Source organism: Caldovatus aquaticus (genome assembly GCF_019458025.1).
Classification (GTDB): domain Bacteria; phylum Pseudomonadota; class Alphaproteobacteria; order Acetobacterales; family Acetobacteraceae; genus Caldovatus; species Caldovatus aquaticus.
The window spans coordinates 111,912-130,778 of record NZ_JAHZUY010000007.1 but is presented as its reverse complement, the minus strand read 5'-3'; the positions used below and the strand labels follow the sequence as shown (position 1 = coordinate 130,778).

Genomic DNA, 18,867 nt, shown 5'->3' with positions numbered 1-18,867 from the left:
TGCGGGGCCTGTAGCGTTCGGCGTCGCGCGGGAAGGCAACCTTGCGCGACGAGGTGCCGGGGATGGCCGCGGCGGCGCCGGCGGTTGGCGTCGCAGCCCTTGTCGGCGACGAGTTCGCGGGGCGGGGCGACAGCCGAGACCGGCGTGGCGGCGGCGGTGACGGCGGCGCCGTTGCCGCCGGTCGGCAGGATCGCGTGCGGGCGGCCTTGCTCGTCGCAGAGCGCGTGGCCCCTGGCGGGGCGCCCACCGCGCGAGCGGCCGATCGCCTGGTGGCTGGCATCGCCTTCCCCCCCTTTCGCGCCGGCCGCCGAGCGGTGCGCCTTCACCGCGGCACTGCCGATCGGCGCGCCCCGCGGCGGGTCGGCGCAGGCGACGAGGGCGGCGAGGATGCGCTGCCAGAGCCCGCGTTGGCTCCAGCGGTTCCAACGGTTGAAGACGGTGGCGTATGGCCCCTATTCCGGCGGCAGGGCACGCCAGCGGCAGCCTTCGCGGAAACGGTGCACGATGCCGCCGATCCCCCGCCGGTCGTCCACGCGCCGCGGCCCGGTGTGGACCATCGCCGGATGCGGCTCGCTCGCCGCCCACGGCACGTCGCTCAGCCCGAACAGGCGCGACACGGTCCATCCCCCCGCCGTTGGGCAGGGCGAATCATCGCACCGCACCCACGCCAATTGGGCGCAGACCCTGGGGCGGAGCGCGCGATCGCCGCCCGCCAGGCATGCCGGACCCCGGATCCGGCCCCGCATGCCGCAACGGCCGCGCCGACGCCGCCGAGACGGAGGCAGTGCGGCGCCGCGCACGGTCACCCGCCCCGCAGCCTGCCCCGCAGCCACGCCAGCCGCTCCGCCACGGCGGCGGCAGCGTCCCGCTCCACCGCGCGATAGGCGGCCAGAACTTCCTCGCCGAGCGCGCTCAGCCGCGCCCCGCCGCCGCGCGTCCCGCCGGCGGCCGCCTCCACCAGCGGCGCCTGGAAATCCGCGTTCAGCGCGGAGACCAGATCGTGCGCCCGCTGGTACGACATCCCCATGCGCCGCCCCGCCGCGGCGATCGAGCCGGTGTCGCGGATCGCTTCCAGCAGGTCGGCCTTGCCCGGACCGAACTCGACCCGGTCGCTGAGCGTCAGCCGGAGGGTGATGGCGCGGCGGCCGGAGGCGGAGGACGAGGGGGAGCGCTTGCGAGGCATGGCGGCACGCCATCATGCCGCGACCGCCCCGCCAGGGAAGGCGATTGCCGCCGGGCGCGCCCACCGATATCTACAGCAAAAGATAGCGAAGGAGCGCCCCGCCATGCCCGCCGCCCGCCTCTCCCGCCGCGCCGTGGCCGCCGGCATCGGGCTGCTGCCGGGCGGTCTGGCCGGCGGCGCGGGGGCGCAGGCGCCGCCGCCCCTGATCGCCGGCGCCGCGGACCTGCAGTTCGCCCTCGGCGAGATCGCCGCCCGCTTCCGCGCCGAGGCCGGGCAGGAGGTGCGCCTGTCCTTCGGCTCCTCCGGCAACATCGCCCGCCAGATCGAGCAGGGCAGTCCGGTGGAGCTGTTCCTCTCCGCCGACGAGGCCTTCGTCCTCCGCCTCGCCGCGGGCGGCCACACCCGCGATGCGGGCGCGCTCTACGCGATCGGCCGGATCGTGCTGTTCGTCCCGCCCGGCTCGCCGATCCGCGCCGAGGACGGGCTCGACGGCCTCCGCGCGGCGCTGGAGGCCGGCCGGATCCGCCGCTTCGCCATCGCCAACCCCGAGCACGCGCCCTATGGCCGCGCCGCCGAGCAGGCGCTGCGGGCGGCGGGGCTGTGGGAGCGGCTGCAGCCGCACCTGGTGCTCGGCGAGAACGTCGCCCAGGCCACGCAATTCGCCATCGCCGGCGGCAGCCAGGGCGGCATCGCCGCCTATTCCCTCGTCCTCGCCCCGACGATGCGCGGCCGCGGCGCCTTCCGCCTGCTGCCCGATGCGCTGCACGAGCCGCTCCGCCAGCGCATGGCGCTGACCCGCCGGGCCGGGCCGGTCGCCGAACGCTTCTACACCTATATGCAGGAGCCGGCGGCGCGCGCGATCATGCATCGCTACGGCTTCGTCCTCCCCGGCGAGTAGGGTGTCGCGATGGACTGGATCGCCTTCCGCCTCTCGGTCGCGCTCGCCCTCTGGACGCTCGCGCTGCTGCTGCCGCTCGCCGTCTGGCTCGGCCGGGTGCTGGCCTATCGCCGCTTTCCCGGCCGCGGCTTCGTCGAGGCGGCGGTGGCGCTGCCGCTGGTGCTGCCGCCGACCGTCGTCGGCTTCTACCTGCTCACCGCCTTCGGCGCGCCCTCGCCGCTCGGCCGGGCCTGGGAGCGGCTGTTCGGGCACGGGCTCGCCTTCTCCTTCGAGGGGCTGCTGCTGGCGAGCGTGATCGTCAACCTGCCCTTCGCGGTGCAGCCGGTGCAGAATGCCTTCGCCGCCGTGCCGCCGCGGGTGCGCGAGGCCGGGGCGGTCTCCGGCATGCCGCCCTGGCGGGTGCTGCTCGCCGTCGAGCTGCCGCTCGCCTGGCCGGGCATCGCCACCGCGGCCGTGCTCACCTTCGCCCACACGCTCGGCGAGTTCGGCGTGGTCCTGATGGTCGGCGGCGCGATCCCGGGGGAGACGCAGACGATCGCCATCGCCATCTACGACCGGGTACAGGCCTTCGACGAGCGTGGCGCCGGGATCATGTCGGCCGCGCTCCTCGCGGTCTCCGTCGCCGCGCTCGGCCTCGCCAACACCCTCTCGCGCCGCGTCGGCCGCCGGACGCGCGATGCCTGAGGGGGCGGCGGGCGTGACGGAGCGGGCGGCCGCGGCGCGGGCGGCGGGGCTCGAGGTGCGCCTCGGCGCCGAGGGGCCGATTCCGCTCGACCTCGCCTTCGCCTGCGCGCCGGGCGAGCTGCTCGCGCTTGTCGGCCCGTCCGGCGCGGGCAAGTCCACCGCGCTGCGCTGCGTGGCCGGGCTGCACCGCGCCGCCCGCGGCACCGTCCGCGTCGGGGCGGCGGTCTGGTTCGACAGCGCCGCGGGGACCGACCTGCCCGCGCATCGCCGCGCCGCCGGCCTGGTCTTCCAGGACTACGCGCTGTTCCCGCACATGACCGCCCTCGGCAATCTCGTCGCGGCGATGGGCCACCGCCCGCGGCGCGAGCGGGAGTCCCGCGCCCGCGCGCTGCTCGCTCTCGTGCACCTCGCCGGCCTCGAGGAGCGCCGCCCCGCCGAGCTCTCCGGCGGCCAGCAGCAGCGCGTCGCCGTGGCCCGCGCGCTCGCGCGCGATCCCGCGGTGCTGCTGCTGGACGAGCCCTTCTCGGCCGTGGACCGCGCCACCCGGCGCCGTTTGCAGTCCGAGCTCGCCGCGCTCCGGCGCAGCCTCTCCATCCCCATCCTGCTGGTGACCCACGACCTCGACGAGGCGCTCGCGCTCGCCGACCGCATGTGCCTGATGCACCGCGGGCGCGGGCTGCAGACCGCGGCGCCGGCGGAGATGCTGGCGCGGCCCGCCTCCGCCGAGGTCGCGCGGCTGCTCGACCTGCGCAACCTGTTCCGCGGCACCATCGAGCGCCACGACGCGGCCGCCGGCGTCACCTTCCTCCGCTGGGGCGGGCGGGTGCTGGAGGCGGCCTACGCCCCGGCCTTCGCCGCGGGCGAGACCGTGGACTGGATGGTGCCGCCCTCCGCCATCGTCCTGCACCGGCGCGGGCGGCCCTCGCTCGGCGAGCGGGAGAACCCGGTCCCCGGCCGCGTCCGCGACCTGCTGGCGATGGGCGAGAAGGCCGAGGTCACGCTCGACGTCGGCGACCCGGAGGGCGGGACGCTCGCCTTCTCGCTGCCGCTGCACGCCGCCCGGCGCAACGGCCTCGCGCCGGGCGAGGCCTGCACCGTCTCCCTGCTCCGGGAGGGGATCCACGCCATGGCGCGCCGGGCCTCGCGGTGAGGGCCTCGCCCCTCCCGGCGCTCGGCTGGGGCGCCGCGATCGGCACGCTGGGCGGCCTGATCGGCCTCGGCGGGGCGGAGTTCCGCCTGCCGGTCCTGCTCGGCCTCTTCGCCCTGGCGGCGCACCAGGCGGTGCGGCTGAACCTGCTGATGAGCCTCGCGACGCTGGCCGCCTCGGCCGTCGCGCGCTTCGGCTTCGCGTCCTTCCCGGCGCTCGCGGGGCACTGGCCGGAGATCCTGGCGCTCCTGCTCGCCGCCCTGACGGCGGCCTGGTTCGGCGCGGGCCTGCTCGCGCGCCTCGACGCGCTGCGGCTGACCCGCATCATCGCCGCGCTGCTCGCCGCCATCGGCGCGCTGCTGCTGGCCGAGGCGGCGGCGGGCGACGCGCTGCCTCCCGGCGCGGAACCGGGCGGATGGTGGCGCGCGCCCGCCGGCGCCGTGGCGGGGGCTGGCATCGGCCTCGTCTCCTCGCTGCTCGGCGTGGCGGGCGGCGAACTGATCATCCCGACGCTGATCTTCGGCTTCGGGGTGGACATCCGCACCGCCGGCACCGCCAGCCTGATCATCAGCCTGCCCGCGGTGGCCGTCGGCGTGCTCCGCCACGCCCGCGCCGGCGGCTATCGCGACCGCGCGGCCGTGCTCCGGATCGGCGCGCCGATGGCGGCGGGCTCGGTGGCCGGCGCCTTCGCGGGCGCGGCGCTGCTGCCCTTCGTGCCGAGCGCGGCGCTCAAGCTGGTCCTCGGCGCGATCCTGCTCGCCTCCTCGGTCAAGCTCTGGCGCAAGGGCGCGGCCAAGGCGGCGGCGCGCGCCGCGCGGGGGGCCGGCCACCTCCCGGCGCAGTGCCCGAACCGTCCCGAGGGGACACGGCGATGACGACGATCACCACCCGCGCGACCCTGCGGCGCCTCTTCCCAGGCAAATCCGGCGGGCAGGCGAGGCGGCCGCCCGCCGAAGCGACCGTGCCGAAGGCGCGCGCGGGAAGCCTCGCCGGCGCGGCGTTGCCGCTGTGCGGCCCAGGCCCCGTCATGCCGGAGGCGATGCGGGGCGTGCGCTTCGGCCACGACGGGGAGCGCGGTTGACCATGCCCCCGGGCCGGATCCCGCGCGGCGTCTGGGCGCTCGGCTTCGTGTCGCTGCTGATGGACGTCTCCTCGGAGATGATCCATGCGCTGCTGCCCGTCTACCTCGTCGTCGCGCTCGGCACCTCGACGCTGGCGGTCGGCGTGATCGAGGGCATCGCCGAGGCGACGGCGGCGGTCACCAAGGTCTTCTCCGGCGCGCTGTCGGACCGGCTGGGCAAGCGCAAGCTGCTCGCCGCCGCCGGCTACGGCATGGCCGCGCTCACCAAGCCGGTCTTCCCGCTGGCCGGGACGGTCGGCTGGCTGGTCGCGGCGCGGTTCGTGGACCGCGTGGGCAAGGGCATCCGCGGCGCGCCGCGCGACGCGCTGGTGGCCGACCTGACGCCGCCCGCGCTGCGCGGCGCCGCCTTCGGCCTGCGCCAGTCGCTCGACACCGTCGGCGCCTTCCTCGGGCCGCTGCTCGCCATCGGCCTGATGTGGGCGACGGGGGACGACTTCACCCTGGTCTTCTGGGCCGCGGTGCTGCCGGCCTTCGCCGCCTTCGCGCTGATCGTGCTGGCGGTGCCCGAGCCCGCGCGGCCGGCGGGGCTGCGCGAGGTGCGTGCGCCGCTCTCGCGCGCCGAGCTCGCCCGGCTGCCGGCCGCCTACTGGTGGGTGCTCGCGGTCTCGGCCGTGTTCACGCTGGCGCGGTTCAGCGAGGCCTTTTTGATCCTGCGCGCGCAGGAGGCCGGCCTCGCCCTCGCGCTGGTGCCGGCGGTGCTCGTGCTGATGAACGCGGTCTATGCGCTCTCGGCCTATCCGGCCGGCGTGCTCGCGGACCGCATGGACCGCGGCCGGCTGCTCGCGCTCGGCCTCGGCGTGCTGATCGCCGCCGACCTGATCCTCGCCGCGGCGGGCGGGCTCGCCGGCATCGCGCTCGGCGTGGCGCTGTGGGGGCTGCACATGGGGCTGACCCAGGGGCTGCTCGCGACGCTGGTCGCCGATGCCGCGCCGGCAGAGCTGCGCGGCACCGCCTTCGGCCTGTTCAACCTGGTCGGCGGCGCGGCGCTGCTGGCGGCCAGCGTCCTCGCCGGCGCGCTGTGGGACGCGGCGGGGCCGCGGGCCACCTTCCTGGCCGGCGCGGCCTTCGCGGCGGCGGCCCTGCTGGGCCTCCTGCGGCTGCAGGGCCGCTTCGGGCTGGCGGGGGCGCGCCACCGCTGAGCGTCCCCGCGGGCGCGGCGCCCGGCCCCTCCCGCCGCCCCCGGTTCCGGATGCGGCGGGGCCCGCCCCTGGGCCGTTCTCGCGAAGCGGCGAAGAGCGGCGGGCGGGGGCGCCGCGCGACCGCGCGTCCGGAGCGCCGAGTCCCGCTCCCGGCCGCGTCGCCCGTCCGCGCCCGGCCCTAATTCCCTGCCGGCGCCGCCATGCCTGCCTGCCCGCCCGGCGCGCTCGCCAGGGGCACGCCCTTCGACGTCGAGTACTCGAAGTGCAGCGCCTGGCCCGGGAAGACCCGGGGGTACATGGCGTGCGCGGCCATCGCCGCCTCGGAGAAGCCCTGCAGGATCAGCTTGAGCTTGCCCGGATAGGTCGCGACGTCGCCGATCGCGTACACGCCCGGCAGGCTCGTCTCGCAGGTCGCCGGGTCCACCCGGACGTGATGGCGCTCGAGCGCGAGGCCCCAGCGGGCGATCGGCCCGAGGTCCATGGAGAGGCCGAAGAAGGCCAGAAGGTGATCGGCCTCCACCCGCTTCGTCTCGCCCTTCAGCGTCGCCAGCACAACGAAGGAAAGCCGTCCCCTCTCGCCTTCCAGCGCCTGCAGCTGGTAGGGAATGGCGAGATCGAGCTCGCCCCGCGCCGCCGCCGCCTCGAGCTGCGCCGCGCTCTCCGGCGCGGCGCGGAACTTGGGCCGGCGGTGCACCACCGTCACCCGCGCCGCGACCTGCTTGAGCGACAGCGCCCAGTCCACCGCCGAATCGCCGCCGCCCGCGATCACCACGCGCTTGCCGCGGAAGTCCTCGCGCCGCGTGACCAGGTAGCGCACCGCGCCGCTCGCCTCGAACTCCTCGAGCCCGGCGAGCGGCGGCCGGTTCGGCCCGAAGGCGCCGGCGCCGGCCGCGATCACCACCGCCTTGCAGCGGATCGCGTCGCCCGCCGTGGTGCCGAGCACGAAGCCGCCGCCCTCCGCGCGCAGGCTCTCCACGCGCCGCCCGAGCAGGTAGATCGGCGTGAAGGGGGCGGCCTGGCGCTCCAGCCGCTCGATCAGCTCCGCGGCGCCGATCTGCGGGTGCGCCGGGATGTCGAAGATCGGCTTCTCCGGGTAGAGCGCGGTGCACTGCCCGCCGATCGCGTCGAGCGCGTCCACCACGGCGCAGCGCATGCGCAGCATGCCGCATTCGAAGACGGCGAACAGGCCGACCGGCCCGGCGCCGATGATGGCGACATCGGTCTCGACCGTTGCGGGCATGGTCACTCCCCTTTTTCCGCCCGGCCTGATAGACGACCCGCAAGGGGGATCAAAGCCGGAACGCATGCCTTGAGGAACGGCCCGGGCGGAAGGCACACTCCGGACGGGACCGCGCCGCCGCCGAGTCGGCAACCGGCGGGTCCGATCTCCGGACCGGGATGCGCGCTCTGGTTGCGAAGGGACCCGCCCGGGTGACGCGAGCGATGGGAGACCGGTTCACGGTGCATCTTTCCGACCTGGCGGCGACCCGCGCGCTGGCGGCGCGGCTCGCACCGGCGCTGCGCCCGGGCGATGCGGTACTGCTGGAGGGCCCCCTCGGCGCCGGCAAGAGCGAGTTCGCCCGCGCCCTGCTGCGCGCCGCCACCGGCGATCCGGCGCTCGAGGTCCCGAGCCCGAGCTTCACCCTGGTGCAGCACTACGACCTTCCGCAAGGGGCCGGGACCATCTGGCATTTCGACCTCTACCGCCTGCGCGGGCCGGAGGAGCTGGCCGAGCTCGGCTGGGAGGAGGCGCGGCAGGGGATCGTGCTGGTCGAATGGCCGGACCGGCTCGGCCCGCTCGCGCCGGAGGGCGCGCTGCGCGTCGCCCTCGCCCCGGGCGCGGGCGAGGAGGAGCGCGTGGCGACCCTCTCCGGCTGGCCGGCGGAGCGGCTGCGGCGGGTGCTTGCGTCATGAGCGGGCGGGAGGACGCCGCCGCCGCCTTCCTCGCCGCGCACGGCTTCGGCGCGGCGCGGCGCGAGCCCCTGCCCGCCGATGCCAGCTTCCGGCGCTATGTCCGCCTGCGCGGCGGCCCGGTGCCGGCGCTGCTGATGGACGCGCCGCCGCCCGAGGACGTCAGGCCGTTCCTCAGCGTCGGCCGCCATATCGCCGGCCTCGGCCTCTCCGCGCCGGCGGTGATCGCGGCGGACGAGGCGGTGGGCTTCCTCCTGCTCGAGGATTTCGGCGACGCCACCCACGCGGCGCTGCTCGATGCCGGCGCCGCCGATCCGGTCGCGCTCTACACCGAGGCCGCGGAGGCGCTCGCCGCCCTGCACGCGGCGCCGCCCCCGCCGGACCTGCCGGCGTGGGATGCGGCGGGCATGGCCCGCCTCGCCGCCGCCACCTTCCTCGACTGGTGGTGGCCCGCCGTCTTCGGCGCGCCGCCCGCGGCGGAGGTGCGCGCCGCCTTCGACGCCGCGCTGCGCGCCATGCTCGCGCCCTTCGACGGCGCCGGCGGCTTCGTCCACCGCGACTTCTTCGCCGCCAACCTGATGCGCCTGCCCGACCGCGACGGCCCGCGCCGCACCGGCATCCTCGACTTCCAGGACGCGGCGCGCGGGCATCCCGCCTACGATCTCGTCTCGCTGGTCGAGGACGCGCGGCGCGACGTGCCGGAGGCGGCGCGGCAGGCGGCGGTCGCGCGCTACCTCGCCCTGCGCGGGCCGGCGCTGGACAGCGAGGCGTTCGAGGCCGCCATGGCCGCCTGCGCCGCGCAGCGGCACCTGCGCGTCGCCGCGCTCTGGGTGCGGCTCGCGCGGCGCGACGCGAAGCCGCGCTACCTGGTCCATGCACCGCGCACCTGGGCGCTGCTCGAGCGCGCGCTGCGGCATCCGGCGACGGCGCCGCTCGCCGCCTTCCTCGAGGCGCATGTGCCGCCGGCGCTGCGCGGCAACCCCGCCTGCCTGGAGGCCGCCGCGTGATCGCGCTGACGCACGGGATGGTGCTCGCCGCCGGCCTCGGGACGCGGATGCGCCCGCTGACCGAGGGGCGACCCAAGCCGCTGCTGCCGCTCGGCGGCCGCAGCCTGCTCGACCACGCGCTCGACCGGCTGGAGGCGGCCGGGGTGGAGCGCGTCGTCGTTAACGCCCACTGGTTCGCCGACCAGATCGCCGCCGCCCTCGCCGCCCGCGGCGATCCCTGCATCCTGCTCCAGCGCGAGGACGAGCGGCCGCTCGAGACCGGCGGCGGGGTGCGGCGCGCCCTGCCGCATCTCGGCGGCGGGCCCTTCGCCGTGGTCAACGGCGACGCCTTCTGGCTCGACGGGCCGACGTCGGCGCTGCGGCGCCTCGCCGCCGCCTTCGACCCGGCGGCGATGGACGCGCTGCTGCTCCTGGTGCGCACGACCCAGGTCGAGGGCGAGGTCGGCCGGGGCGACTTCCTGATGGATCCCTTCGGCAAGCTGCGCCGGCCGCGCGAGCGCGAAGTCGCGCCCTATCTCTTCGGCGGCGTGCAGATCCTCTCGCCCGGCCTGTTCCGGAACACGCCGGCGGACGAGCCCTTCAGCCTGAACCTCGTCTACGACAAGGCGCTCGCCGCCGGCCGGCTGTACGGCCTGGTGCACGACGGCGTGTGGTTCCACCTCTCCCGCCCGCGCGACCTCGCGCAGGCAGAGGAGGCGCTGCGCACCGGCTTCGAGCGGAAGGCGTTCTGATGGCGCCGCGCGCGGACGCGACGATGCGCCTCTACGACATCCCGGCGCATCTCCCCTTTCTCGACTGCCTCGCCGCGGGCGTGCTGCGGCTGCACGAGGACGAGGAGCCGGGGGCGCTGGCGCGCGCCACCATCCTGCTCCCCACCCGCCGCTCCGCCCGCGCCCTGCGCGAGGCGTTCCTGCGCCTCGCCGTGACGCAGCCCGCGCGCGGCGCGGGCGGCCCCGGCCGGCCGGAGGATGCGGACCGGGCGATGCTGCTGCCGCGCATGCGCGCCCTCGCCGGCCTCTCCACGGAGGACGCGGACGAGCTGGCGCTCCCCGTCCTGCTCGACCTGCCGCCGGCGGTGGAGCCGCTGCGGCGCCAGTCGGTGCTGACCGGATTCGTGATGCGCCTGCCGCAGCGCCACGGCGGCCCGGCGACGCCGGAACAGGCCTGGGGCCTCGCCGGCGCGCTCGCCACCCTGCTCGACGAGATCGCGCTGGAGGAGCGCGACCTCGGCATGCTCGCCACCGTCTCGCCGGAGCTGTTCGCCGACCGCTGGCTCGACCGGCTCGCCAGGCTCGTGCCGGAGGAGCATGCGCGCCACTGGCAGATCACCCTGACCTTCCTGCGCGGCGTCGTCGCGCAGTGGAACGGCTGGCTGCGCGAGCAGGGCCTGCTCGATGTCGGCGTCCGCCGCGTCAAGGCGCTGCAGGCCCAGGCCGAGGCGTGGGAGCGCGACCCGCCGGAGCACTGGGTCATCGCCGCCGGCATCGGCGTCGGCGGCACCATCCCTGCGGCGGCGGCGCTGCTCGAGGTGGTGGCGCAGCTGCCGCGCGGCGCGGTGGTGCTGCACGGCGTGGACCGGCGCACCCGGGGCGAGGTGTGGGACGCGATCAAGAACGCTCCCACCCACCCCTTCTGTTCCCAGGCGCGGCTGCTCGAGGCGATCGGCGCGGAGCAGGACCGCATCCGCACCTGGCCCGGCTGCGAACGCGTCACCCGCCGCGCCGCGCCCGAGCGGCGCCCGGAACTGCTCGGCATGGCGCTGCGCCCGCCCGAGGGCATGAGCGCCTGGACCAGGCGCGAGCCGGAGCACTGGCGCCCCGGTCTCGACGGCCTCTCGCTGCTCGCCGCCCCGGACGCGCAGCAGGAGGCGGTGGCGATCGCCCTGCTGCTGCGCGAGGCGCTGGAGGACCCCCGCGCCCGCGCCGCCCTGGTCACGCCGGACCGCGACCTCGCCCGCCGCGTCTCCGCCGAGCTCGCCCGCCACGGCATCGTCGCCGACGATTCCGCCGGCGAGCCGCTGGCCGAGACCCCCGCCGGCGCCTTCCTCCGCCTGGTCGCGCGCATGGTCGCGGAGCGCTTCGCGCCGGTGCCGCTGCTCTCCGTGCTCAAGCATCCGCTCTGCGCCGGCGGGATGGAGCGCGGCGCCTGGCTCGCCGCGGCGCGGCTCCTGGAGCGCCGCGTCCTGCGCGGCCCGCGCCCGGCGCCGGGGGTCGAGGGCCTGCGCGACGCCACCTCCGCCGTCCTCCGCGGCGAGCGCGACGCCGAGGCCCTGGCCCAGGCCAACGCCCTGCTCGAGGCCCTCGCCCGCGCCCTCGGCGGCTTCACCGCGCTCGAGGACGCGCCGGCGCGCCCGCCCGGCGACCTCCTCGCCGCCCACCTCGCCGCCGCCGAGGCGCTGGCGGCGACCGAGACCGAACCGGGCGGCCTGCGCCTCTACGCCGGCGAGGAGGGCGAGCCGCTCGCCTGCCACCTCGCCGCCCTCGCCCCGGCCTTCGCCGAGCTGCCGCCGATCGCGCCCTCCGCCTATCCCGCCCTCTTCGACGCCGCGCTCGCCGGCGTCGCCGCGCGGTCCGTGCGCGCCAGCAAGGGGCGCGACGGCGGCCCGCATCCGCGCGTCGAGATCCTCGGCCTGCTCGAGGCCCGCCTCCTCTCCTTCGACCGCGTCGTGCTCGGCGCGCTCGACGAGAGCGTCTGGCCGCTCGCCACCGACCCCGGCCCCTGGATGAGCCGGCCGATGCGCAAGGCGTTCGGCCTGCCGGAGCCGGAGGCCCGCATCGGCCGCGTCTGCGCCGACTTCCTCCTCACCGCCTGCGCCGCGCCGACCGCCGTGCTGACCCGCGCCGCCAAGCGCGGCGGCAGCCCGACCGTGCCGGCGCGCTGGCTCACCCGCATCGAGACCTTCCTCGCCGGCCAGGGCGGGCTTGCGCTCCCCGCCTCGCCGGCCGCCGCCTGGGCGGCGCAGCTCGACCAGCCGGCGCGGGTCGCGCCCTGCGAGCGGCCGGCGCCGAGGCCGCCGCTCGCCGCGCGGCCGACGGAGCTCCCGCTGTCGGACGTCGCGACGCTGCTCGCCGACCCCTACGCGATCTACGCCAGGCGCGTGCTGAAGCTGTTCCCGCTCGACGCGCTGGAGGCCGACGTCGGGCGCGCCGAGTACGGCACGCTGGTCCACGCCGCGCTGGCGCACTTCATCCATCGTCTCGACGACGCCCGCGCCTGGCCCGGCGAGGCGACCGCGCGGCAGTGGTTCGCGGAGGCAGCGGAGGCGGCGCTGGCGCAGGCCGGCGCGCCGCCCTCCCTCGCCGCCTTCTGGCGCCCGCGCCTCGCCCGCATCGGCGACTTCGTGGTGGCGCAGGAGGCGCCGCGCCGCGCCGCCAACGCCATCCGCCGCAGCCTGGTCGAGGCCGAGGGGCGCATCATCCTCGCCCGCCGCGGCGACCGCGCGGTGACCCTGATCGCCCGCGCCGACCGCATTGACGAGCAGGCCGACGGCCGCCTCGTCGTCGTGGACTACAAGACCGGCAAGCTGCCGAAGGCCGCCGCCGTCGAGGACGGCTCGCAGCCGCAGCTCCCGCTCGAGGCGGCGATGGCGCTGCGGGGCGCCTTCCGCGGCCTGCCGCCGCGGCCGGTGGAGCGGCTCGAATACTGGCGCGTCTCCGGCGGGCCGGATGCCGGCGAGGTGCAGGGCGTGCGCGCCGGCGCGGCAGAGGTGGAGGAACTCGCCGAGCGCAGCCTCGCCGCCGCCGCCGCCCTCGCCGAGCGCTTCCTGCTGCGCGGGGACACCGCCTTTCCCTCGCACCCGCATCCCGGGCGCCCGTCGCGCTCCGGCGACTACGACCACCTCGCCCGCGTCGCCGAATGGGCCGGCGCCGAGGACGCGGGCGCCGAGGGAAGCGGCGGCGCGCCATGACCGCCGACATCAGCCCCCGCCAGCAGGCGGAGATCGCCCAGGCCCTCGCCTCCGATCCCGCCGTCTCCGCCTGGGTCGGCGCCTCCGCCGGCTCGGGCAAGACCAAGGTGCTGACCGACCGCGTGCTGCGCCTGCTGCTCGAGCAGGACCAGCCGCCGAACCGCATCCTCTGCCTCACCTTCACCAAGGCGGCGGCGGCGGAGATGGCGACGCGCCTCGCCAAGCGGCTCGGCGAGTGGGCGGTCGCCGACGACGGGACGCTCGCCCGCCACCTCGCGGCGCTGACCGGCGCCGCGCCCGACGCCCGCCGCCTGCGCCATGCGCGCGAGCTGTTCGCGCGGGTGCTGGAGCTGCCGGGCGGGATGCGCATCTCGACCATCCACGCCTTCTGCCAGTCGCTGCTGCGCGCCTTCCCGCTGGAGGCCGGCCTGCCGCCGCAATTCGGCGTGGCCGAGGAGGCGGACTCCCGCGCCCTGCTCGCCGAGGCGCGCGAGGCGGTGCTCGGCGCGCCCGGCCACCATGCGGAGGCGCTGCAGGCGCTGGCCGAGCTGGTGCCGCCGGAGGACTTCTCCAGGCTGGTCGCGGCACTGGCCGGCGAACGCGGGCGGCTCGCCGCGGCGCTCGCCCGCGCGCAGGGCCTCGCCGGACTGCGCGCCGCCCTGGCGCGGCACCTGGCGCTCGCCGAGGCCGCCGACGAGAAGGCGCTGATCGCCGCCGCCTGCGACGCGAACGACGCCGGGCTGCTCGCCGCCGCCCGCCTCAAGCAGGCGAGCCGCAACGACAACGACCGCGCCCGGGCGGAGCGGATGCTCGCCTGGCTCGAACTGCCGCGCGAGCAGCGCGCCGCGCGCTGGGACGAGTGGTGCGCGATCTTCCTCACCCAGGACGGGACGCCGCGCGCGACGCTCTGCACGAGGCAGGTCGGCGCGCGCCACGCCGAGATCGTCGCCGCGATGCAGGCCGAGGCGCAGCGCATTCTCGCGGTCGAGGCCAGCCGCCGCGCCTGCCGGCTGCTCGCCGCCACCTCCGCCCTGCTCGGCCTCGCCCAGCCCGTCCTCGAGGGCTACGAGGCGCGCAAGCGCCACCGCGGCCTGCTCGACTACGACGACCTGATCGCCCGCGCCGAGGCGGTGCTGCGCGACCCCGGCAGCGCCTGGGTGCTGTTCAAGCTCGACGGCGGCCTCGACCACGTGCTGCTGGACGAGGCGCAGGACTCCAACCCGGCGCAGTGGGGCATCGCCGCCGCGCTGACCGAGGAGTTCTTCGCCGGCGAGGGCGCGCGCCCCTTCGCCGGCGCGCCCGGGCGCCGCGACGGCGACGCCGCCGATCCGCCGGCGCCCCGCCCGCGCACCGTCTTCGCGGTCGGCGACGTGAAGCAGTCCATCTACGGCTTCCAGGGCGCCGACGCGACCGGCTTCGCCACCTGGCGCGCGCATTTCGGCCGCGCCTGCGCCGCCCTCGGCAGGGAGCTGCGCGAGGTGCAGCTCAACGTCTCCTTCCGCTCCACCGCCCCGGTGCTCGCGCTGGTGGACGCCGTCTTCGCCGAGGGCGAGGCGCGGGCGGGCGTGGTCGGCGAGGGCGAGCGCCTGCGCCACCGCCCCGACCGCGTCGGCCAGGCCGGCGCCGTCGAGCTCTGGCCGATGCTGGAGGCCGCCGAGGTCGAGGACCCCCCGCCCTGGGAGGTGCCGGACGAGCCGCCGCGCCACGCCGCCGGCCCCGAGGCGCTGCTCGCCGAGGCCCTCGCCGCCCGCATCGCCGCCTGGCTGCGCGAGGGCGAGCCGCTGCCCGCCCGCGGGCGCCCGATGCGGCCGGGCGACATCCTCGTCCTCGTCCGCCGCCGCACCGGCGGCTTCGTCCCGCGCCTCGTGCGCGCGCTGAAGGAGCGCAACGTCCCCGTCGGCGGTCCCGACCGCATCGCCCTGGTCGAGCAGATCGCCGTGCAGGACCTGCTGGCGCTCGCCGACGTGCTGCTGCTGCCGGAGGACGACCTCCAGCTCGCCGCGCTGCTCAAGAGCCCGCTGGTCGGCCTCACCGAGGACGAGCTCTTCGCCCTCGCCCACAACCGCCCTGGCTCGCTGTGGGAGGCGCTGCGCGCCTATCGCGGCTCGGCGGAGCAGCCGCGCCTCGCCGCGGCCGCGGACTGGATCGCGCGCCTCATGGCGCGCGCCGACCTGATCACGCCGCATGCCCTGTTCGCCGAGGTGCTCGGCGAGCACCGCGGCCGCGCCAAGCTCCTCGCCCGCCTCGGCCCCGACGCGGCCGACCCGGTGGACGAGTTCCTCAACGCCGCCCTCGCCTACGAGCGCGCCCATCCGCCGAGCCTCCAGGGATTCGCCCACTGGCTCCGCCAGGGCGGCGCGGAGGTGAAGCGCGAGGCGGAGTCCTCCGCCGACGCCGTGCGCATCATGACCGTGCACGGCGCCAAGGGGCTGGAGGCGCCGGTCGTCATCCTGCCCGATACCGTCGCCGCCGGCCGCGACGACTCCATCGTGCGCTGGACCGCGGACGGCCTGCCGCTCTGGGCGCCGCGCAAGGAGCACCACGCGCCCGCCTACGCCGCGCTGCTCGAAGCGGAGAAGCGCAAGCGCGCCGAGGAGGAGCACCGGCTGCTCTACGTCGCCCTGACCCGCGCCGAGGACCGGCTGCTGGTCTGCGGCTGGCAGAAGAAGAAGCGGCCCGCCGGCTGCTGGTACGACCTGATCGCCGCCGGCTTCCGCCGGCTCGCCGGCGTGGCGGAGCTGCCCTTCGAGCCGGCGCGCTTCGGCGCCCCCGCCGATTGCCGCTTCGCCGACGATCCCCTGCTCCGTCTCGCCTGCCCGCAGGAGGTCCCCCCCTTCGAGCGCCGGCGCCCCCTCGCCGCCGAGGCCGCGGCGGCGGCGCCGCTGCCCGGCTGGGCCCACCGGCCGGCGCCGCCCGAGGCGGCCGAGACGGCGATCGCCCCCTCGGCCCTGCCCGGCGAGCGCGAGGCGCCGGCCGCCGCCCCGCACGGCCGGGCCGACCCCGCCGGCCGGCGCTTCCGCCGCGGCCAGCTCGTCCACGCCCTGCTGCAGCACCTCCCCGACCACCCGCCGGCCGAGCGGGCGGCCGCCGCGCGCAAGTTCCTCGCCCGCCCCGGCCACGGCCTGAGCGCGGAGGAGCAGCGCGAGACGCTCGAAGAGGTGCTCGCCCTGCTGCGCCAGAGCGAGATGGCCGTCGCCTTCGGCCCCGGCAGCCTGGCCGAGGCGCCGATCGCCGGCCGCGTCGGCGGGCGGCTGATCGCCGGCCAGGTGGACCGGCTGGTGGTGACGCCGGGCCGGGTGCTGGTGCTCGACTACAAGACCAACCGGCCGCCGCCGGCGCGCATCGAGGATGTCCCCGCGCTCTACCTGCGCCAGATGGCGGCCTATCGCGCCGTGCTGCGCGCGGCCTTCCCGGGCCGGTCGGTGGAGTGCGCCCTGGTCTGGACCTACGGCGCTCGCCTGATGCGGCTGCCGGACGCGCTGCTCGACCGCCATGCGCCGGTCTGAGCCGGCTGGCGCCCGGGCGCAGCCGTTCCGCCGCCATGCACGTTCCGCATGGCGATGGCTCGGGCCGCGGCCGGCGCTTGACCCGCGGTGCCGGCGCGCCGACTTTCATCCTGCCCGCGGGCCGGCCGAGTCCTCGGCGCCCGCCCAGGAGACGCGCGATGAGTGAGCTGACCAAGCCGGTCACCGACGACAGCTTCCGCCAGGAGGTGCTGGAGGCCCCCGGCCCGGTTCTGGTGGACTTCTGGGCCGAATGGTGCGGCCCCTGCCGCATGATCGCACCGATCCTGGACGAGATCGCGCGCGAGTATCAGGGGCGTCTCACCGTCGCCAAGGTGAACATCGACGACAACCCGGTGACGCCGAACGAGTACGGCGTGCGCGGCATTCCCACGCTGATCCTGTTCAAGGACGGCAAGCCGGTGGACACCAAGGTCGGCGCGCTGCCCAAGGGGGCGCTGAAGGACTGGATCGCGGGCGCCCTCGGCGAGGCGGCCTGACCTCGGCGACGTCTTCCCTTCTCGGCGTGACCGCGGGGCGCGACGCCTTCGGCCGGAAGGCAAATGCCTGCAACCGCGGATCCGCCCGTGGAAGCCCCGGACCGGCGCCGCGGACGCGCGCCGGCTGCGCCAGAGCGTGGCCGAGATCGGCGCGGCTGGGCCCGCGCAGGGAGCGGTCCGCCCGACGTTTTCGATCGCCGCAGCCCCGGAGACCGGCCGCGTAGGAGTCAGGCGACCGCCTGCCCCACGCCCCACTCCACGCCCCACTCGCTGCCCCAGCCCGTTGAACGAAAATTTCTTCCAGAGAAAAATCCGTTTCTTGATAAATTTTCCGTGACCAAATCGGCCGGCCGCGTCATCCTGGAATTCGGTCAGAGCCGGAGGACCAGACTCATGGCCGGAGACGCCGCCATGATGCCGGAGGCCGAGTCTCCAACGAGCGCGACCGTGCGCGACGGCCTTTCTGCGGACGGGCGCGCCGAACGCACTCCCCGGCCCGCTCCCGGCGACCATCCCCGCTGCCGGTCGGCACCCCTTGGCGGCCCCGGTAATTTTTCCACGCCTGCTCCCAGCGGGGGAGCGTGGCTAGCGCTGCCGCGGCCGCGCCCTCCGGGCCGCCGGCTCGTGGCCCGCGTCCTCGATGCCTGCCAGGCCGCCTGCCGCAACGGGGATCTCGTGGTCGCCGAGCGGCTCCTGGGCCTGGCCGAGCGACTGCTCGCGGACCGGCCCGAGCCGACGATCGCGCTGCCCCCTCAGCGGCGCGGCCGTCCCCCGCGCGACAGCCTCGCCATCTGGCAGGAGGACGCCGAAACCTTCGTCGCCCTCTGCCGGATGGTCTGGCGCCTGCGCCAGGCCCGCCAGCGCGCCGCGCCCGGCGACGCGTGATGCGGGCGGCGGTCCGGGCCGCGGCGCGCCGCCGGGCGCGTCCGGACGTCAGAGCGGGTTCACCGAATGCCCGCCATCCACGGTCAGGACCGCGCCGGTCATGTGCGCCCCGGCCTCGGAGGCGAGCAGCAGCAGCGGTCCGGTGAGGTCCTCGGGCCGGCCGAGCCGCCGCTGCGGGATGCGGCGGATCATCGCCTGGCCGGCCTCCGAGGCGAAGAAGTCGGCGTTCAGCGGCGTCGCGACGTAGCCCGGCGCCAGCGCGTTGGCGCGAATCCCGTAGCGCGCCAGCTCCACCGCGAGCTGCCGCGTCAGATGGATCAGCCCCGCCTTCGCCGCGGTGTAGCCGGCAACGCCCGCGATCACGCGCTCGCCCAGCACCGAGGCGATGTTGACGATCGTCCCCGGCCGCCGTGCCGCGACCAGGCGGCGCGCCGCCTCCCGGGCGACGAGGAAGCATCCGCGCAGGTTCACGTCGAGCACCCGGTCCCAGTCCTCGACGCTCTGCTCGAGCAGGGGCCTGGTGACCGCCACCCCGGCGTTGTTGACGATCACGTCGCAGGGCGCGCCGAACCGCGCCTCGGCCATGTCGCAGGCAGCCGCGACCGAGGCCGGGTCGGTCACGTCCAGCGGCACCGCGAGGGCGCGCTCCGGGCCCAGCGCGGCAGCCAGCGCGGCCACCGCCTCGGTGCGGCGGGCCGCCAGCACGACGGCCGCGCCCGCCGCGTGCAGCACGCGGGCGAAGTGCGTGCCGAGCACGCCCGAGGCGCCGGTGACCAGGGCGATCCGGCCGGCCAGGGAAAACAGGGCCGCAGCATCGGACCCCGGTCCGCCCTGCGGCGAAGGGAAGGCGCTCGGCGCGCCAGGCGTCGGATTCGTCATCGCGGGCGCAGCGGAGCACCGGGCGGCCCGGCCGGCAAGCCTTCGCCCCCTGCCGCGAAGGTCCTGCGCCACGGAAGGAAGGC

The 18,867-nt window shown here is 77.0% G+C and carries 17 protein-coding genes and 1 pseudogene; 13 read left to right on the top strand and 5 right to left on the bottom strand.

The window, feature by feature from the left end; genetic code table 11:
* From K1J50_RS05375 to K1J50_RS05365, 3 genes and pseudogenes are all read right to left on the bottom strand, one after another.
* A pseudogene (locus K1J50_RS05375) lies at nucleotides 1-326 on the bottom strand (hypothetical protein); the annotation flags it as partial.
* Between the two features lie 126 nt (nucleotides 327-452).
* On the bottom strand, nucleotides 453-617 hold the full coding sequence (locus K1J50_RS05370; RefSeq protein ID WP_220116431.1) for a transposase: 165 nt from the start codon (nucleotides 615-617) through the stop codon (nucleotides 453-455).
* 185 nt (nucleotides 618-802) lie between these two features.
* Entirely contained in the window at nucleotides 803-1,183 is a 381-nt protein-coding gene (locus tag K1J50_RS05365; protein WP_220116429.1) for a winged helix-turn-helix domain-containing protein, read from the bottom strand.
* A gap of 103 nt (nucleotides 1,184-1,286) precedes the next feature.
* Between K1J50_RS05365 and modA the strand changes: the two genes are divergently transcribed.
* From modA to K1J50_RS05335, 6 genes are read left to right on the top strand one after another with little or no spacing between them, the layout of a single operon-like run.
* Nucleotides 1,287-2,081, top strand: coding sequence for a molybdate ABC transporter substrate-binding protein (gene modA / locus K1J50_RS05360; protein WP_220116427.1), 795 nt, complete (start codon nucleotides 1,287-1,289; stop codon nucleotides 2,079-2,081).
* A 9-nt stretch (nucleotides 2,082-2,090) separates the two neighbouring features.
* Nucleotides 2,091-2,765 carry a molybdate ABC transporter permease subunit gene (gene modB, locus K1J50_RS05355; protein WP_220116425.1) on the top strand — a complete coding sequence of 225 codons (675 nt, stop codon included), beginning with the start codon at nucleotides 2,091-2,093 and terminating at the stop codon, nucleotides 2,763-2,765.
* Nucleotides 2,758-3,915: an ABC transporter ATP-binding protein gene (locus tag K1J50_RS05350; protein WP_220116419.1), complete on the top strand. Its 1,158-nt coding sequence runs from the start codon at nucleotides 2,758-2,760 to the stop codon at nucleotides 3,913-3,915. The genes modB and K1J50_RS05350 overlap by 8 nt, the downstream gene beginning before the upstream one ends.
* On the top strand, nucleotides 3,912-4,787 hold the full coding sequence (locus K1J50_RS05345; protein WP_220116417.1) for a TSUP family transporter: 876 nt from the start codon (nucleotides 3,912-3,914) through the stop codon (nucleotides 4,785-4,787). The genes K1J50_RS05350 and K1J50_RS05345 overlap by 4 nt, the downstream gene beginning before the upstream one ends.
* Entirely contained in the window at nucleotides 4,784-4,993 is a 210-nt protein-coding gene (locus K1J50_RS05340) for a hypothetical protein (protein WP_220116415.1), read from the top strand. The genes K1J50_RS05345 and K1J50_RS05340 overlap by 4 nt, the downstream gene beginning before the upstream one ends.
* Before the next feature lie 2 nt (nucleotides 4,994-4,995).
* The gene (locus tag K1J50_RS05335; protein ID WP_220116413.1) at nucleotides 4,996-6,192 is read left to right on the top strand and encodes an MFS transporter; all 1,197 of its coding nucleotides are present in this window, start codon (nucleotides 4,996-4,998) and stop codon (nucleotides 6,190-6,192) included.
* Between the two features lie 178 nt (nucleotides 6,193-6,370).
* Here K1J50_RS05335 and K1J50_RS05330 read toward each other — a convergent pair whose 3' ends face one another.
* Nucleotides 6,371-7,432: an NAD(P)/FAD-dependent oxidoreductase gene (locus K1J50_RS05330; protein ID WP_220116465.1), complete on the bottom strand. Its 1,062-nt coding sequence runs from the start codon at nucleotides 7,430-7,432 to the stop codon at nucleotides 6,371-6,373.
* 203 nt (nucleotides 7,433-7,635) lie between these two features.
* Between K1J50_RS05330 and tsaE the strand changes: the two genes are divergently transcribed.
* The 7 genes from tsaE (at nucleotide 7,636) to K1J50_RS05295 (ending at nucleotide 17,905) form a co-directional block, all read left to right on the top strand.
* Nucleotides 7,636-8,106, top strand: a complete 471-nt coding sequence (gene tsaE, locus K1J50_RS05325; protein ID WP_220116411.1) for a tRNA (adenosine(37)-N6)-threonylcarbamoyltransferase complex ATPase subunit type 1 TsaE — start codon at nucleotides 7,636-7,638, stop codon at nucleotides 8,104-8,106.
* On the top strand, nucleotides 8,103-9,110 hold the full coding sequence (locus tag K1J50_RS05320) for an aminoglycoside phosphotransferase family protein (RefSeq protein ID WP_220116405.1): 1,008 nt from the start codon (nucleotides 8,103-8,105) through the stop codon (nucleotides 9,108-9,110). Before tsaE ends, K1J50_RS05320 begins: the two co-directional genes overlap by 4 nt.
* Before the next feature lie 17 nt (nucleotides 9,111-9,127).
* The gene (locus K1J50_RS05315; RefSeq protein WP_220116463.1) at nucleotides 9,128-9,841 is read left to right on the top strand and encodes a nucleotidyltransferase family protein; all 714 of its coding nucleotides are present in this window, start codon (nucleotides 9,128-9,130) and stop codon (nucleotides 9,839-9,841) included.
* Nucleotides 9,841-13,017, top strand: coding sequence for a double-strand break repair protein AddB (gene addB / locus K1J50_RS05310; protein WP_255574945.1), 3,177 nt, complete (start codon nucleotides 9,841-9,843; stop codon nucleotides 13,015-13,017). The genes K1J50_RS05315 and addB overlap by 1 nt, the downstream gene beginning before the upstream one ends.
* Nucleotides 13,014-16,523: a double-strand break repair helicase AddA gene (gene addA / locus K1J50_RS05305; RefSeq protein WP_220116403.1), complete on the top strand. Its 3,510-nt coding sequence runs from the start codon at nucleotides 13,014-13,016 to the stop codon at nucleotides 16,521-16,523. The genes addB and addA overlap by 4 nt, the downstream gene beginning before the upstream one ends.
* A 158-nt stretch (nucleotides 16,524-16,681) precedes the next feature.
* On the top strand, nucleotides 16,682-17,020 hold the full coding sequence (trxA, locus tag K1J50_RS05300; protein WP_220116401.1) for a thioredoxin TrxA: 339 nt from the start codon (nucleotides 16,682-16,684) through the stop codon (nucleotides 17,018-17,020).
* A 624-nt stretch (nucleotides 17,021-17,644) separates the two neighbouring features.
* Complete coding sequence (locus K1J50_RS05295; protein ID WP_220116393.1) at nucleotides 17,645-17,905, top strand: hypothetical protein; 261 nt, start codon at nucleotides 17,645-17,647, stop codon at nucleotides 17,903-17,905.
* A gap of 48 nt (nucleotides 17,906-17,953) precedes the next feature.
* Here the strand turns inward: K1J50_RS05295 and K1J50_RS05290 are convergent, their stop codons facing one another.
* Complete coding sequence (locus tag K1J50_RS05290) at nucleotides 17,954-18,784, bottom strand: SDR family NAD(P)-dependent oxidoreductase (RefSeq protein ID WP_220116392.1); 831 nt, start codon at nucleotides 18,782-18,784, stop codon at nucleotides 17,954-17,956.
* Nucleotides 18,785-18,867: the final 83 nt, after the last annotated feature.